This is a genomic window from Amycolatopsis orientalis (assembly GCF_000943515.2).
In the GTDB taxonomy this organism is placed as follows: Bacteria; Actinomycetota; Actinomycetes; order Mycobacteriales; family Pseudonocardiaceae; genus Amycolatopsis; species Amycolatopsis orientalis.
In genome coordinates, this window is record NZ_CP016174.1 from 3,547,660 (window position 1) to 3,561,828 (window position 14,169).

Annotated in this window: 18 protein-coding genes and 1 pseudogene; 8 read left to right on the top strand and 11 right to left on the bottom strand. The window is 68.0% G+C overall.

The window, feature by feature from the left end; all coding sequences use genetic code 11:
- Nucleotides 1-11: 11 nt before the first annotated feature.
- Nucleotides 12-1,202: a cytochrome P450 family protein gene (locus tag SD37_RS15925; protein ID WP_044850209.1), complete on the bottom strand. Its 1,191-nt coding sequence runs from the start codon at nt 1,200-1,202 to the stop codon at nt 12-14.
- Nucleotides 1,203-1,308: 106 nt separating this feature from the next.
- On the opposite strand from SD37_RS15925, the gene SD37_RS15930 reads away from it, so the two are divergent.
- Nucleotides 1,309-2,382, top strand: a complete 1,074-nt coding sequence (locus tag SD37_RS15930) for a TetR/AcrR family transcriptional regulator (protein WP_044850208.1) — start codon at nt 1,309-1,311, stop codon at nt 2,380-2,382.
- Between the two features lie 25 nt (nt 2,383-2,407).
- On the opposite strand, the pseudogene SD37_RS15935 reads toward SD37_RS15930, so the two are convergent.
- Nucleotides 2,408-2,943, bottom strand: a pseudogene (locus tag SD37_RS15935) (GNAT family N-acetyltransferase).
- 62 nt (nt 2,944-3,005) lie between these two features.
- Between SD37_RS15935 and SD37_RS15940 the strand changes: the two are divergent.
- The 3 genes from SD37_RS15940 to SD37_RS15950 all read left to right on the top strand — a co-directional run bounded on the left by SD37_RS15940 (nt 3,006) and on the right by SD37_RS15950 (nt 5,117).
- A complete protein-coding gene (locus SD37_RS15940) occupies nt 3,006-3,374 on the top strand; it encodes a winged helix-turn-helix transcriptional regulator (protein WP_044850207.1) in 369 nt (122 codons plus the stop codon).
- Nucleotides 3,375-3,709: 335 nt separating this feature from the next.
- Nucleotides 3,710-4,306: a TetR/AcrR family transcriptional regulator gene (locus tag SD37_RS15945; RefSeq protein ID WP_044850206.1), complete on the top strand. Its 597-nt coding sequence runs from the start codon at nt 3,710-3,712 to the stop codon at nt 4,304-4,306.
- 49 nt (nt 4,307-4,355) lie between these two features.
- Nucleotides 4,356-5,117: a glucose 1-dehydrogenase gene (locus SD37_RS15950; protein ID WP_044850205.1), complete on the top strand. Its 762-nt coding sequence runs from the start codon at nt 4,356-4,358 to the stop codon at nt 5,115-5,117.
- A gap of 34 nt (nt 5,118-5,151) precedes the next feature.
- Here the strand turns inward: SD37_RS15950 and SD37_RS15955 are convergent, their stop codons facing one another.
- Genes SD37_RS15955 through SD37_RS15980 form a run of 6 tightly spaced genes read right to left on the bottom strand, consistent with a single transcriptional unit; the run spans nt 5,152 to nt 9,778 of the window.
- Nucleotides 5,152-6,942 carry a thiamine pyrophosphate-requiring protein gene (locus tag SD37_RS15955; protein WP_044850204.1) on the bottom strand — a complete coding sequence of 597 codons (1,791 nt, stop codon included), beginning with the start codon at nt 6,940-6,942 and terminating at the stop codon, nt 5,152-5,154.
- Between the two features lie 29 nt (nt 6,943-6,971).
- Nucleotides 6,972-7,475 carry a hypothetical protein gene (locus tag SD37_RS15960; RefSeq protein ID WP_044850203.1) on the bottom strand — a complete coding sequence of 168 codons (504 nt, stop codon included), beginning with the start codon at nt 7,473-7,475 and terminating at the stop codon, nt 6,972-6,974.
- 13 nt (nt 7,476-7,488) lie between these two features.
- On the bottom strand, nt 7,489-8,784 hold the full coding sequence (locus tag SD37_RS15965; protein WP_044850202.1) for an NAD(P)/FAD-dependent oxidoreductase: 1,296 nt from the start codon (nt 8,782-8,784) through the stop codon (nt 7,489-7,491).
- A gap of 15 nt (nt 8,785-8,799) precedes the next feature.
- Complete coding sequence (locus SD37_RS15970) at nt 8,800-9,066, bottom strand: DUF4235 domain-containing protein (protein ID WP_044850201.1); 267 nt, start codon at nt 9,064-9,066, stop codon at nt 8,800-8,802.
- Nucleotides 9,063-9,368 carry a DUF3618 domain-containing protein gene (locus tag SD37_RS15975; protein ID WP_044850200.1) on the bottom strand — a complete coding sequence of 102 codons (306 nt, stop codon included), beginning with the start codon at nt 9,366-9,368 and terminating at the stop codon, nt 9,063-9,065. Before SD37_RS15975 ends, SD37_RS15970 begins: the two co-directional genes overlap by 4 nt.
- On the bottom strand, nt 9,365-9,778 hold the full coding sequence (locus SD37_RS15980; RefSeq protein WP_044850199.1) for a phage holin family protein: 414 nt from the start codon (nt 9,776-9,778) through the stop codon (nt 9,365-9,367). The genes SD37_RS15975 and SD37_RS15980 overlap by 4 nt, the downstream gene beginning before the upstream one ends.
- A gap of 137 nt (nt 9,779-9,915) precedes the next feature.
- On the opposite strand from SD37_RS15980, the gene SD37_RS15985 reads away from it, so the two are divergent.
- From SD37_RS15985 to SD37_RS15995, 3 genes are all read left to right on the top strand, one after another.
- Nucleotides 9,916-10,377, top strand: a complete 462-nt coding sequence (locus SD37_RS15985; protein ID WP_037306273.1) for an SRPBCC family protein — start codon at nt 9,916-9,918, stop codon at nt 10,375-10,377.
- Nucleotides 10,378-10,474: 97 nt separating this feature from the next.
- Entirely contained in the window at nt 10,475-10,939 is a 465-nt protein-coding gene (locus SD37_RS15990) for a hypothetical protein (protein ID WP_044850198.1), read from the top strand.
- Nucleotides 10,940-10,969: 30 nt separating this feature from the next.
- The gene (locus SD37_RS15995; RefSeq protein WP_037306422.1) at nt 10,970-11,299 is read left to right on the top strand and encodes a DUF3140 domain-containing protein; all 330 of its coding nucleotides are present in this window, start codon (nt 10,970-10,972) and stop codon (nt 11,297-11,299) included.
- 128 nt (nt 11,300-11,427) lie between these two features.
- Here SD37_RS15995 and SD37_RS16000 read toward each other — a convergent pair whose 3' ends face one another.
- The 3 genes from SD37_RS16000 to SD37_RS16010 form a co-directional block, all read right to left on the bottom strand.
- On the bottom strand, nt 11,428-12,216 hold the full coding sequence (locus SD37_RS16000) for a SigB/SigF/SigG family RNA polymerase sigma factor (RefSeq protein WP_044850197.1): 789 nt from the start codon (nt 12,214-12,216) through the stop codon (nt 11,428-11,430).
- Nucleotides 12,213-12,665 (bottom strand): ATP-binding protein, encoded by a 453-nt coding sequence (locus tag SD37_RS16005; protein WP_044850196.1) that lies wholly within the window; start codon nt 12,663-12,665, stop codon nt 12,213-12,215. Before SD37_RS16005 ends, SD37_RS16000 begins: the two co-directional genes overlap by 4 nt.
- Before the next feature lie 64 nt (nt 12,666-12,729).
- Complete coding sequence (locus SD37_RS16010; protein WP_044850195.1) at nt 12,730-13,062, bottom strand: hypothetical protein; 333 nt, start codon at nt 13,060-13,062, stop codon at nt 12,730-12,732.
- 111 nt (nt 13,063-13,173) lie between these two features.
- Between SD37_RS16010 and SD37_RS16015 the strand changes: the two genes are divergently transcribed.
- Nucleotides 13,174-14,136 (top strand): TIGR03557 family F420-dependent LLM class oxidoreductase, encoded by a 963-nt coding sequence (locus tag SD37_RS16015; protein ID WP_044850194.1) that lies wholly within the window; start codon nt 13,174-13,176, stop codon nt 14,134-14,136.
- The last annotated feature ends 33 nt before the right edge of the window (nt 14,137-14,169 follow it).

The following is a 14,169-nucleotide window of genomic DNA, read 5'->3' on the forward strand; positions in this document are numbered from 1 at the left end:
TAGAACGTGTTTCAGTTTGCAACCGCCGCACGCAGTGTGACCGGCAGTGCGTTCAGCCGCCAGGTGCCCGGGTCCGGGATCCGGAGCAGGCCGTCCGCGAGCGCGAGATCGGGGAACCGGCGCAGCAGGGCGGTGAGCGCGACTTCGGTCTGCACCCTGGCCAGCGAGGCGCCGAGACAGAAATGCGGGCCATGGGCGAACGCCAGGTGCCACGCCGGTCCCGCCGCGCGCCGGATGTCGAAGACGTCCGGGTCGTGGAAGGCCCTCGGGTCCCGGTTCGCCGCCGCGATCGCGACGGTAACAGGTTCTCCTTCGGGGATCAGGACGTCGCCGATCCGGACGTCCGTGGTGGTGATCCGGGGGACCGTCAGCAACTGCGGGCTGCACCAGCGCATCAGTTCCTCGACCGCGCCGGGCATGAGGTCCGGGTCTTCGCGGAGCGCGGCCAGCTGGGCGGGATGGGCGAACAGGACCTCGACGGCGTTGGCGATGAGGTTGCCGGGTACCTGGCCGCCCAGGACCAGCTGCCAGACGAGGGCGACCAGTTCGGTCTCGCTGAGCCTGTCGCCGTCTTCGGCCTGGATCTGGAGCAACTGCGAGACGACGTCTTCGGCGGGTTCGAGTTTCCGGTTCGCGATTGCGGCGAGCGAGTCCTCGACGATCCCGGGGACCGCCTTCGCGAGCCCCGCGCCGTCGCCGGCCGCGACCATGGTGCCGTACTCGCGCCAGCGCGGACGGTGGGTTTCGGGGATGCCGACCAGCGCGCAGATCACGTCCATCGGCAGGGGGCGTGCGAAGGCGGTGACCAGATCGATCCGGTCCTGTCCGGCGAGGCTGTCGAGGAGGTCGTCCACGAGCCGTTCGATCCCCGGGCGGAGCGCGGCGGCCTTGCGCGGGGTGAACGCGGGGGCCACGAGGCGCCGGAGCCGGACGTGCTCCGGGCCTTCGGTCTCCTGCATGGACCGCATGTACGGGCGGCAGTGCTCGGGGATCTCCATGCGCTGGTAGCTGGCCGGGCTCAAGGCGAAGCGCGGGTCGCTCAGCATCTTGCGTGCCTCTTCGTGGCGCAGGACCGCCCACATCGAGAACCCCGGCGCGGAGAGCTTGGCGATCGGGGAGCGCTCGCGCACCGGGCTGTACGCGGTGAACGGATCGCGCAGGACGTCGGGGTCGGTCAGGAGGATCTCGGGCACGTCGGACAAAGTGGTCTCCCAGTTCGGATGTTCAAATCAGATGTTCTCATCATCTGAATGGTCAAGGTATCTTGATCCGGGTCCGAAGGCAATCGTGCTGGCTGACAGGAGGCCGATGGTCCGGCTGAGCAGGGCGGAGACGCAGGAGCGCAACCGCGCGAAGGTGCTGGCCGCCGCCCGCGACGAGTTCGCGGCGCGGGGCTTCCGCGAGGCCAAGATCGACGTCATCGCCGAACGGGCGGAACTCACCCGCGGCGCGGTCTACTCGAACTTCCCCGGCAAACGCGCGCTGTACTTCGCCGTACTGGCCGACCTGGCGGAACGGTCCGCCGGGGCGCCGCACGCCGTGCCGGGCGAGACGCCGGACGAGGCGCTGGGCGCGCTGGCCAGGGCGAGGGTGGCGGCGTTCCCCTTGGACGACGAGCAGGCCGGCCTCGCCCGCGACCTGATGCCGGAAGTGCTCGCGGACGAGCGGATCCGGCGTCCCTTCGCGCAACTGGTGAAGCTCAACGGACTGGTGCTCGGGCTCGCGCTGGAGCGGCTCGACCCGCCGGAACGCCCGGCGACGGCGCCGATCCCGCGGCGCGTCCGGCTCGCGGAGACCGTGCTCACCACGCTGCACGGCGCCGGCCAGCTGGCGGCCGCGGCGCCGGGGCTGGTCGAACCGTTCGACGTCGTGAGCGCCTGTGAACGGCTGGCGGGCCTGTCGCTCAACGACTGGTGGGCGCCGCCGGCGTTCGCGCCCACCGCGCAGGCCGCCGACCGGCCCTGGTCAGCGCCCGAGGCCGTGGACCTCGTGCGCGCCGAACCGTTCGTGCCCGCCGACGGCGTGGTCGTCGTGTTGGGCACCCACCGCCTGGCCGGTGCCGAGGAGGCCGTCCGGGCCTACGGCGGCGACGTCACCGTGGTCGTCGTGACCAGTGAGCCCGACGAACTGGTCCCGCTGACCCGGCTGCTCGTGGCGGAGGTGTGCGGTGGCCTGCGGCAGGCCTTCCCGAAGCGGGCCTGGCCGGGGTTGCGGGTGGTGTGCGACGTGAACGGGACCTTGGCGGCCGCCGCGGGCGTGCTCGCCGTCAGCGACGAGACCGAGGCCGCGGTCCGGGTCGAACGGGGGAGGATCACCGCCATCGCGGACGGGCGCGGCGCGGGGTACGCCGTCTCGGTGACGGGCGGGCTTACGGTCTCGTGAGTGGTGATGACGGATGGAACGGTCATCACCACTCACGAGACGCGAGGTCCGTGTGCCGGATCCGGTACACCTGCAGGCGAAGTCCGTAGTACTTCTCGGTTTCGCCGACCCAGACCATGCCGAGCCGTTTCGCGGTCGCGATGGCGCGCACGTTGTTCGGCCGCGCGACGGCGAAGAGTTCGTCCGTGTCCTGGGTGAACGCCCAGGAGATCAGCGCGCGGGCGGCCTCGGCGGCGTACCCCTCGCCCCAGGCGTCGGGATGCAGCTGCCAGCTGATCTCCAGGTCCTCTTCGTACGGTGGCAGCAGATGGATGCCCAGTCCGCCGACGACCAAGCCGTCTTCCTTGCGCTGCACCGCCCATCTTCCGCGCGGCGGCACGAGATTGGGCTGCGCCTGCTGCCAGGCTGCAGTACCGAACGCATGGCCGCGACGTCGGCCACCCGGTCCATCGCCGGGGTCAGCCACCGGGTCACGTCGGTGGTGCCGTAGATCGCCAGCGCGGCTTCGGCGTCGTCCTCGGACCAGTCACGGACGACGAGCCTTTCGGTGGTCAAGTCCATGACAGAACGTTACGCCGTCCTCGTCCGGGTAGCATTGGTATCCTCAGGAAAGCGAGTCCCACATGCGTGCCGAAACCTCGACGCCCCCCGAGCAGGCCTGTCCGATCGCCCCGGTGGTCGACCTCGTCTTCAGCCGCTGGACCACGCCGATCCTCTGGGCGCTCAACGAGTTCGGCAGGCAGCGGTTCGTCGAACTCGAGCGGTGCATCGGCACGATCACGCCGAAGGTGCTGACCCAGCGGCTGCGGCAGCTGGAACGCGACGGCCTCGTCACGCGGACCTACCACGCGGAGGTGCCGCCCCGGGTGGAGTACGAGATCAGCGAACTTGGGCGGAGCCTGGCGCCGCTGTTCGCGACCTTGGCGGACTGGTCGACGGAGAACCTGCCGAAGGTGGAGAAGGCCAGGTCGGCCTACGACTCGGCCTCGTGAGTGGTAATGACGGTCAGAACCGTGTTTTAAGTATCTACCGGGGGCGGTGAACGTTTCGACTCCTCCACTACTCGCCTCGTTGATGAAGGATCTGGGACGTTCAACGTCCCAGATCCTTCATCAACAACCTCCTGTCACAGCGGTAGCGCGTGAAGGCCCCCTTCCCTCGGCTCAGCCGAGGAAACTCGACCATCACGTACCTCACCGTTGGCACAACCGCAGGCCACGAGCAGGTATCAAGAGAGTTCGTCAGAACCGTCATCACTACTCGTGAGACCCAGGACACACCGTCGCTTATTTGACTGACTGTTCCAGATACGGGTAGGTTAACTCTCGTGTCCCGGGTGAAGGAATTCGACGTCGACGCGGCCTGCGACGCCGCACTGGAACTGTTCTGGCGACAGGGTTACGAGGCCACTTCGGTCAACGACCTCGTCGCCGCGCTCGGTATCGGCAAAGCGAGTCTCTACGCGACGTTCGGTACCAAGCACGAGCTGTACCTGACGGCTTTGAACCGCTACGTCGCCCGGGGCAACGAGCGGTTCGTCGAGGACTTCGCCGGACCGGGGCCCGCGCTCGCGGGGGTGCGGCGGCTCATCGAGCGCTATCTCACCGAAATCCTTGGCGAATCGGGGCGCCACGGCTGTTTCGTGGTCAACGCGGCCATGGAGATGATGCCGAAGGATCCCGAGGTCGCGCGCGTGGTCGAGCGCAGCTGGGACGCGCTCGACCTGGCCTTGCGGATGGCACTGAGCCGTGCGAAGGCGCAAGGCGAACTCGACGCCACCGCGGATCCGGAGGCGCTCGCCGGCTTCCTGCTCACCGTCCTGCAGGGGATGCGGGTGCTGAGCAAGGGGCCGGATCCCGCGCCGCGGGCCCGCGCGACGGCGAAGCAGGCCATCGCGGTACTCGAAGCCGCTCGTCCGCGGTGATTTTGTCAGCACCAAATACTAGAACGATCGGACCAGAAAGTTGGCTACTGTGGGGAAGCGATTCAGCGGCAAGGTCGTCCTGGTCACCGGGGGAGGCTCCGGGATCGGCCGTGCCACGGCGGTGGCCTTCGCGCGCGAAGGCGCGCAGGTCGTCGTCTCCGGCCGGGACGGCGAGAAACTGCGTCAGACGGTGAAGGAGATCGAAGCCGAAGGCGGCGCGGCCGACGCGGTGACCGCGGACGTGGGCGTGGGTGCCGAGGTCGAGCACCTCGTCGCCGAAACCGTGCGGCGTCACGGAAAACTCGACATCGCGTTCAACAACGCCGGGGTGCTCGGCAGCCCGGCGTCGACCGCCGATCTCGACGAAGACGGGTTCACCGCCGTCGTCCACACCAACCTCACCGGCACCTGGCTGTCCATGAAGCACGAGATCGCGCAGATGCGGGCGGGCGGCGGGGGAGTGATCGTCAACATGGCGTCCAACCTCGGCTCCCACAGCCGACTGTCGGGGATGGCCGCCTACGCCGCTTCGAAGGCGGCTGTGAGCGTGCTGACCCGCACCGCCGCCCGCGACCACATCGCCGAAGGGATCCGTATCAACGCCGTCAGCCCCGGCGCCACCGACACCGGCATGTCCCTCCGGCCGGGGGAAACCGAGGCCGACCGCGCCGAACGGCTCGGCGCGGTCATCCCGCTCGGCCGGATCGGCGCGGTCGAGGAGATCGCCGCGGCGGTGCTCTGGCTGGCCTCGGACGAATCCGCGTACGTCGTCGGGCACGACATGGTCCTCGACGGCGGTGCGAGCGCTTAGGCCGTGTCCTGCAAGTCTTGTCCGCGGTCTGGTCTCAGCGGCGCGAAGGCAGCAGTTCCTGCATCTTCGTCTTGATCCCCTGCGTCACGAGGTGCCAGGCGTCGGGCTCGCCCTTGAGGACGGCTTCGGTCATCGACTTGAGCTGGTCGAAGGTGACGTGCGGCGGGATCGGCGGCACCTCGGGATCGCAGCGGATGTCGAGCACGGTCGGCACATCGGCCGACAGCGCGACGTCCCACGCTTCCCCGAGCCGGGCGGGATCGTCGACGGCGATCCCGCCGAGACCGACTTCGAGCGCGAAGTCCGAATAGGACACTTCCGGCAGGCTCTGCGAGGGTTCGAACTTGGGCGAGCCGCCCATGGCACGCAGTTCCCAGGTGACCTGGTTCAGGTCGCCGTTGTGGAACACGCAGATGACGCACCGCTGATCGGCCCACAGTCCGCGATACCGGGCGATGGTCATCAGCTCGGCCATCCCGTTCATCTGCATCGCCCCATCGCCGACCAGCGCGATCACCGGCCGGTCGGGATGGGCGAACTTCGCGCCGATCGCATACGGGACACCGGAACCCATCGTCGCCAGCGTCCCGGAGAGCGTGCCCCGCATCCGGCCGCGCATGCGCAGATTCCTGGCGTACCAGTTGGTCGCCGAACCGGAGTCCGCGGTGACGATGGCGTCCTCGGGGATCCGCTCGGACAGTTCGTGCACGATGCGCATCGGGTTGACCGGATCCGCCTCCAGCATCGCCTGGCGGGTCATGGTCTCCTGCCATTCGGCGGTGTTCTTCTCGATCTTCTCCCGCCAGCCGCGTTCGGTTTTGCGTTCCAGCACCGGGATCAGCTGCTGCAGAGTGCCCTTCGCGTCACCGAGCAGGTTGACCTCGGTCGGATAACGCAGGCCGAGGAACCGGGGGTCGATGTCGATCTGGACCGCCCTGGCCTGACCGAACTCGGGCAGGAACTGCGCGTACGGCATATTCGAACCGACGATGAGGAGCGTGTCGCAGTCCCGCATCATCTCGTACGTCGGCCGGGTGCCGAGCAGGCCGATCGAGCCGGTGACATACGGCAGGTCGTCGGGCAGGACGTCCTTGCCCAGCAATGCTTTCGCCACTCCGGCACCGGTGAGTTCGGCGACCTCGCGCAACTCGGTGACGGCGTTGCGCGCTCCTTGCCCGATCAGGATCGCGACCCTTTCGCCCGCGTTCAGCACTTCCGCGGCACGGGTGATCTCTTCGGTCGGCGGGATGACGCTGGCCCGCGGATGATCCGGCGGGGAGGACGGCACGTGCTTGAACGCGTGCTGTGGCGGGTGGTAGATCTCTTCCTGCAGATCCGCCGGGATGATCAGCGCCGTGGGCGCGCGCTGGGCCATCGCCGTGCGCAGGGCGCGGTCGAGCGCGTTCGGTAGCTGTTCGGGAACGTTGACCTCGACGAGGTACTCGCTCGCGACGTCCTTGAACAACGCTTGGAGGTCCACCTCCTGCTGGTAACTGCCACCCATCGCGCTGCGCGCCGTCTGCCCGACGATCGCGACCACCGGCACGTGGTCGAGTTTGGCGTCGTACAGGCCGTTGAGCAGGTGGATCGCGCCCGGGCCGGACGTCGCCATACAGACGCCCGGCCGACCGCTCAGTTTCGCGTACCCGACAGCCGCGAACGCCGCCATCTCCTCGTGCCGTGCCTGCACGAAGCGAGGTTTATTGTCCGCCGCGCCGAACGCGGTCACCAACCCGTTGATCCCGTCGCCGGGATAGGCGAAGACCTGCTCGACGTCCCATTCGCGCAGCCTGGTCAGAACATGGTCCGCAACGGTTTCGCTCATGGGCGGCGGATACCGCCGTCCTCCGGCGGCTAAACGTCCTCGAGGATCTTGGTGAGCCCGGCCACGACGTCCGGATGCCCGAGCGGCAGCGGCGGCGGGACCCGGTTGAACGGTTCGCCGGTGCTGTGGGGAAGCACTTCGACCGCGGTCCCCGCAGACCGCACCCGCTCGGCCAGTTCGGAGGTCTCGTCCGGTACGGGATCGACGAGCAGCACGTGTTCGACCGCGCCCGGATGCCGTTCCGCCAGCCGCAGCGCGTCCCCGGCCGCCTCGCCGCTCGCCACGAGGTCGATCGGCGGGCCATCGGGTTCCGCGTCGCCGACCACGTCCTCGGCCTGGGTCAGCGCGCCGTCCACCGGCAGACGGCACCAGATGACCTGTCGCTGGGCCGTGAGCGGCCGCCAGGTCGCCGGTAGCTCGCCGTTCTTGCCTTCGCCGGCGGGGTCGAGGACGACGAGTTTCGCCGCTTCGTTCCCGCCATCGGTGACGACCGAGGGTCCCTCGGCGCGGACGGGATCGGGTTCGCCGGACATGGTCACCTTTCCTCTAACACCTGGTACGGGGGAGTTCCGGGGAATCGGTGTCCAACGGCACCGAGCCCGACCGGACGAGTCCTAATTGGACGGTTTGGCGTTTGCCCACCGCTTCCAGCGCCCAGTCGGCGGCCGTCCGCAGCCGGTTGCCCGGCATGGCGAGCAGATGGTAGCCACGGGTGACCGCCTTGGCCGCGAGACCGGAAAGCGGGATGTGCAACGGATTCGCCGCGGCCTGGTGGGCGCCGAGGTCGACGACGAAGCCGAGATCGTGATGCCGGTAGGTGCCGTGCGAGCCGTGCCCGAGTGACGCGGCCACGTTCCGCCCGGCGAGTTTCCCTTGGCGTTCGGCGTGTTGTGCCGTCATCGGTGTGTATTCGCCCGGCCGGGTCAGATCCGGTACGGCGGCCGCGTCGCCGCAGGCGTAGACGTCACGCCGTCCTGGAACGTTCAGCTGCGCGGTGACGACTAGCCTGCCCTTCGCCGTCTTGAGGCCCAGGTCCTCGATCAGCGGATCCGGGCGGACCCCGACGCACCAGACGAGGGTGCGGGTCGGCACGGGTTCGCCGGAGGTCAGCGTCACGCCCTTTTCGTCGGCGTTGTCGACGGACGTCTTCATCAGCACCTCGACCCCGCGTGCCCGCAGCACCTCGTCGGCGGTGGTGCCGAGCCGCCGGTCGAGTTCCGGCAGGACGCGTTCGGCCACGTCCAGCAGCAGCCACCGGATCTTCTGGCCTTCGAGTTCGGGATGCCGCGCGGCGAGCGCGGCGGTGAAGGCCGGACCCTGCGCGGCGACTTCGGTCCCGGTGTACCCGGCGCCGACGACGACGAACGTGCACCGCGCCTCGCGTTCGGCCGGATCCGTCGCGGAGGCGGCGAGTTCGATCTGGCGCGTGACGTGATCACGAAGGTAGAGGGCTTCGGGAAGGCCGCGGAAGCCGTGGGCGTATTCGGGTACGCCGGGGATCGGCAGCAGTTTGTTGACGCTGCCCGCGGCGAGCACGAGCCTGTCGTACCCGATGTGGTGTTCGCGATCCTCGGGGTCGGTGTAGCTCACGGTGCGGCCGTCGAAGTCGACCGACGTCGCGGTGCCGAGCACCAACCGCACACCGCGCAGGGTGCCCGGGATGGACACCGAGATCCGCCGCGGCTCCAGGATTCCGGCGGCGACTTCGGGGAGTAAGGGGAGATAGAGGAAGTAGTCGGTCGGGTTCAGCACGACGATTTCCGTGTCGTCGTCGACCGATTTGAGCAGGGTCTTGGCGGCGTTGTAGCCGGCGAAACCGCCGCCGATGATCACTACGCGCATCGTCACCCTTCCGGGTCAGTCCTTGGTGGGCCAGTCGCCGGTCGCCTTGCGATAGCCGATCGCGCCCGCTCGTTCCGTGGCCGCCTTCACCGCGCCGAAGATCGCGCCCTGCGCGGCGGCGGCGACGATCACCTGGGTCCAGGTGAAGTCGCGGTCCATGGCGTCCGGCGCGTCCTCGTCACCGCTGACGCGTTTCCAGATCTGCTTGAACGCGGCGCCGGCGAGGATCCCGCCCAGGGCGCTGATGACCATGTTCATCGGTTTGTAGAGGACCTTGTTCACGAAGCAGACCTCTTTCGCATGATCAGGCGGATCGTCACGAGCAGCGCGAGGATCCCGGCGAAGACCGGCAGTGGATTGGCGCGGACGATTTCGGTGCCCTGACGGAATTTGTCCGCGGCAGGCTCCGAAACCTTTTCGGCGATCTTTTCGCTGGCCTGGTCGACCTTGGCGTCCAGGTTTTCGTTGACCCTGGCCTTCACGTCGAGCTTCTGGCCCAGCGCGTCGAGGGTTTCGGTGAGTTCCTCGCGGGTCACGTCGCGGTCGGCGCGGGCTTCTTCGGCGTTCTTGGGGAAATCACTCATGAGCGCACTCCCTGCTTGACGGTGTCGACATCCTTGCGGACGCCTTCGATGGCCTCTTCCGGCACCGGCGGCGACGCGCTCGCGACCTCCTTGCGGCCGACGATGGCCGAAAGCCCGCCGATCAGCAGGAGTGCCGCGCCGGTCACCACGGCGGCCAGCCACGCGGGCATCACCAGCGCGAGTGCCAGGACCACCGCGGCGATCAGGGTCGCGAGGCCGAACAAGGCGAAGATCCCGGCCGCGCCGAACAGCCCTGCGCCGAGCCCGAATCGCTTTCCTTTGCCCTGCAACTCGAACACGGCCAGCCGCATCTCGTCGCGTACCAGGTGCTTGACCTCGTCGCTCAGGTCGGAGACCAATTCGCCGACCGACTTGTCCGACGACGGCTTCCGGTGGGTTTGTTCGATCATGGTGCACCTCCTCGGAGCGTTCTGTCCGCCGGGTACCCGGGAGTACGGCCGGTCAACCACAGCGAGTTTCGGCCTGCCGGGCACCGGGTAGCCGAAAGAGTGCCGGCTCGAAAAGCACCTAACCGACAGGAGGCTGCATGAGCACGATCACCGAAATGGTGGACGTCGAAGTACCGGTCAAGACCGCGTACAACCAATGGACGCAGTTCGAGTCCTTCCCGAAGTTCATGGAGGGCGTCGAGGAGATCCGTCAAATCGACGCGACCCACACCCACTGGGTGACCAAATTCGGTGGTGTGAGCCGGGAATTCGACGCGACCATCACCGAACAACATCCCGATGAGCGTGTCGCGTGGACTTCGGACTCCGGTCCCGACCACGCGGGCGTCATCACCTTCCATCGCCTTGACGACAACAAGACCCGGGTCACGGCACAGATGGAGATCGACCCCGAGGGCTTCGCCGAGAACGTCGCCGACAAACTCGGCGTCCTCGATCGCCGTGTCAAGGGCGACCTGAAGCGGTTCAAGGAGTTCATCGAGAGCCGCGGTCACGAGTCCGGCGCGTGGCGCGGCGACGTCGACCGCCCCGGCAGCTGACCCGGTCCCGGGACCTTCGCTTGGAAAACAGCGTTTTCCAAGCGAAGGTCCCGGGTACTTCAGTGGGTGAGGTCCTTAACGAAGGGAGCGTCCCGGCATGACTACCAACGCGTACGTAGCCTTCCTTGTCATCGGGGTGGCACTGGTCATGCTCGACGGCCTGATCATCTACCAGAGCGGTAAGCGCTACCTGCAAGGTTCCTACGGCGATCCGGCCGCCGGGGCGTCCATGACGTGGCTCGTCACGGTGCTGTTCCACCTCGCGACGCTGGGCGTGCTGGCCTTGTTGTCGACCATCGACATCGGCGGCAGCGACCTGCCGGGTGTGGTGGGCAGGCTGGGTGTTCTGCTGCTGGTGCTGGCCATCGCCCACGCGATCACGCTCAGCGTGCTCTCGCGGATCCGTGGTGAGCAGGAGGCCGAAGCGGTGATCAACCGCCCCCGGCAGCGTGTCGAGCCCGAACAGCAGGGCACCACGGTGACCCCGGTTCCCGGTCAGGAAGGACGATTCCCGACCGCGAGCCCGTCGATCGAGCAGCACGCGCCGTACACGACGCCGTAAGAAAGTCGAGTGCTGGCAGGAGGTTTCGCCGTGCACGAGATCGAAGACGAACTGTGGGACGAGTTCCATCGCGTGGTCAACATGACTTCGCGGGAATTGGCCGACTGGCTGCGCACGCGGTCGGCCGACGACGAGGACGAAGCGCTGCCGGACCAGGCGGGAACGCCGACCGGACGGCACGTGCTCAGCATCCTCGGCAAGCGCAGGACCGACCTCACCGCCGAGGACGAACGGGTGATGCGCTCGGTCGTCCGGCGGGTCGAGGACCAGCGGCGAGACGACCTGGAACCGGTTGCGGGTGAGGCGCACTGGCGGCACAGGCTGATGTCGCTGGGGCACGACCCGCTGAAACCCGTCTGACAGTGCCCAACCCCTCGTGAGTGGTAATGACGGTTAGAACCGTCATTACCCCTCACGAGTCTGTGCTCCCCGGTCGTGAGTGTTGAGTGCCGTTAGAACGACACTCAACACTCACGACCGGGTGGGGCTCATTCCGAGAGCTTGCCCCGCAACTGGTCCAGCGTCTGCGAAAGCAGCCGCGAAACGTGCATCTGCGAGATGCCGACCTTCTCCGCGATCTGCGTCTGGGTGTAGCCCCCGAAGAACCGCATCACGAGGATCGCGCGTTCCCGTTTCGGGAGTTCCCGCAGCAGCGGTTGCAGCGCCTCATGGGTCTCCACCAACGCCATGTCGTGGTCCTCCTCGCCGATCGTGTCGGCGAGGGAGAGGGCCTCGGTGGCGTCGTCGTGGACCGGCTTGTCCACCGACAACGTCTGGTACGCCTGGCCGGCGAGCAGCCCTTCGCGCACCTCATTGACATCAAGCCCGAGGTACTCGGCGAGTTCGGTCGGCGTCGGCGCGCGGCCGAGGCTCTGGGACAGCGCGGCCGTGCCCTGGCTGAGCGAAACGTGGAGTTCCTTGAGCCGCCTCGGTACCCGGACCGACCAGCCGGTGTCGCGGAAGTGCCGCCGTACCTCGCCCATCACCGTGGGTACGGCGAAGGAGAGGAAATCGTGGCCGCGGCCGGGGTCGAAGCGGTCGACGGCGTTGATCAGCCCGATCCGGGCCACCTGCACCAGATCCTCGCGGGGCTCGCCCCGGCCGGAGAACCTGGTCGCGATGTGCTCGGCGAGCGGCAGCAGCTCGGTGACCAGCCGGGAACGCAGTTCCCGGCGGCGCGGGGAGTCCTCCGGCAGGGCGGCCAGCTCTTCGAAGAGGGGTTCGCAATGGGCGTAGTCGTCCGCCTGCCGGGCGAGTGTCTTGCGCTCCCCGCTCACCCGTCGCTCGTTCCCGGGGCCAGGACGAGGTCGATCGTCGTCGTACCCCCTGTTTCGCCGGGGATCGGCGCGCAGTGCGCCGCCACCGAGCGCGTCAAGGTCGTCAGGACATGCCAGCCGAACGTCGTTTCGCTCGGCAGATAGGGCTTCGACGTCCGTGTGGAGATCGAGACGGCGATGCCCTCGGGAATCTCGTGGAACACACAGCACAGCACGGCTCCCAGTTCCGCGGGCTGGACGAGTTGGGAACAGGCTTCGTCGACGGCCATCTTCGCGTCTGAAATGGCGTCCAAGCCGAAGTCCGCACGGGACACCACCCCATGGGTGAGCGTGCGGACGAGGGGAATCTGTTCCGCCTCGGCGGGCAGGCGGAGTTCGACCCGGTCGAACGTACCGTCCGACGGTGGCCGGGTTTGGGGGGTGAGACCGCCCCGTCCATGTGCATCCATTCCGAAACCTATCCGTCCGTGGCCGTGGGACAACCGCGGAGGGGACCCGCCGCGGGACGCGTGATCACCGGCCAAGGGCCCGCTGAAGGTCCTTTTTGGACATCTTCGAGCGACCCTTGACGTTGCGCTTCTTCGCTTCGTTGTACAGCTGATCCTTGGTCGGTCCGTTCGGGCCCAGCCGCTTCCCCGAACGTTTGCCACCCCGCCGCTGCGGAGACATGTCCTGGAGGGAGGTGCGGCTCGCCTCGCGCGCCTCGCCCGCCTGCGCGCGGTTCTTGTTGACCGTGCGCGCGGCGATCTCCTCGGCCCGGTCGGTGCTCGCGCCGCGGTCCTTCGCCGATTCCTTGATGTGTTCGTACTGACGTTCTCGTTTGTCGCTCCAACTCTGCTGAGGCATGGCTGCTCCTCTCTTCCCGGGTCAGGTACCCCGATCGATTCGCCGGATAAACCTCCGGTTGATCGCGGGAACCGGTGGGTACGCGAAGGTCAGACGCGAAGGGAGGCTTCGATGCGCATCGGCTACACACTCATGACCGAACAGGCCGGACCGAAGGACCTGGTCGGGTACGCCGCCGGAGCGGAGAAGGCGGGATTCGACTTCGAGGTGATGAGCGACCACTACTCGCCTTGGCTGGACGAGCAGGGCCATTCGCCGTACGCGTGGAGCGTGCTGGGAGCGGTCACGCAGAGCACCGAACGGGTGGAACTGATGACCTTCGTGACCTGCCCGATCATGCGTTATCACCCGGCGGTGGTGGCGCAGAAGGCGGCGACGGTCCAGGCGCTCTCGGACGGCAGGTTCACCCTCGGCCTCGGCGCGGGGGAGAACCTCAACGAGCATGTCATCGGCCAGGGCTGGCCACCGGCGAACGTCCGGCACGAGATGCTCGCCGAAGCCGTCCAGATCATCGGCGGGCTGTTCGACGGCGGGTACTTCAACTACGCGGGTGAGCACTTCCGGGTGGATTCGGCGAAGCTCTGGGACCTCCCGGAGCAGCGCGTCCCGATCGCCGTGGCGGTGTCCGGGTCACAGTCGGTGACCAGGTTCGCCCCGATCGCCGACGCGATGATCGCGGTGGAACCGGACGCGTCGCTGAGCCGGGAGTGGGACGCCACCAAACTCGGCCCGCCCAGCCGGAAGATCGCCCAGATGCCGATCTCCTGGGGCGAGGACCGCGACGCCGCCATCCGCCGCGCGCACGAGCAGTTCCGCTGGTTCGGTGGCGGCTGGAAGGTCAACGCCGAGTTGCCGGGGCCCGCGGGGTTCGCCGGGGCCACGCAGTTCGTCAAACCGGAGGACGTCGCCGCGTCCATCCCGTGCGGACCGGACGTCGACCAGATCGTGAAGCAGGCCGCCGAATACGAGGCCGCGGGCTTCACTGACCTCGCCTTGATCCAGATCGGCGGCGATCAGCAGGAAGGCTTCCTCCGGTTCGCCGAGGACAAGCTGCTTCCGGCGTTGCGGGGCTGATCACCCGGACGGAGTCACGTGTGTTCAAGCCGG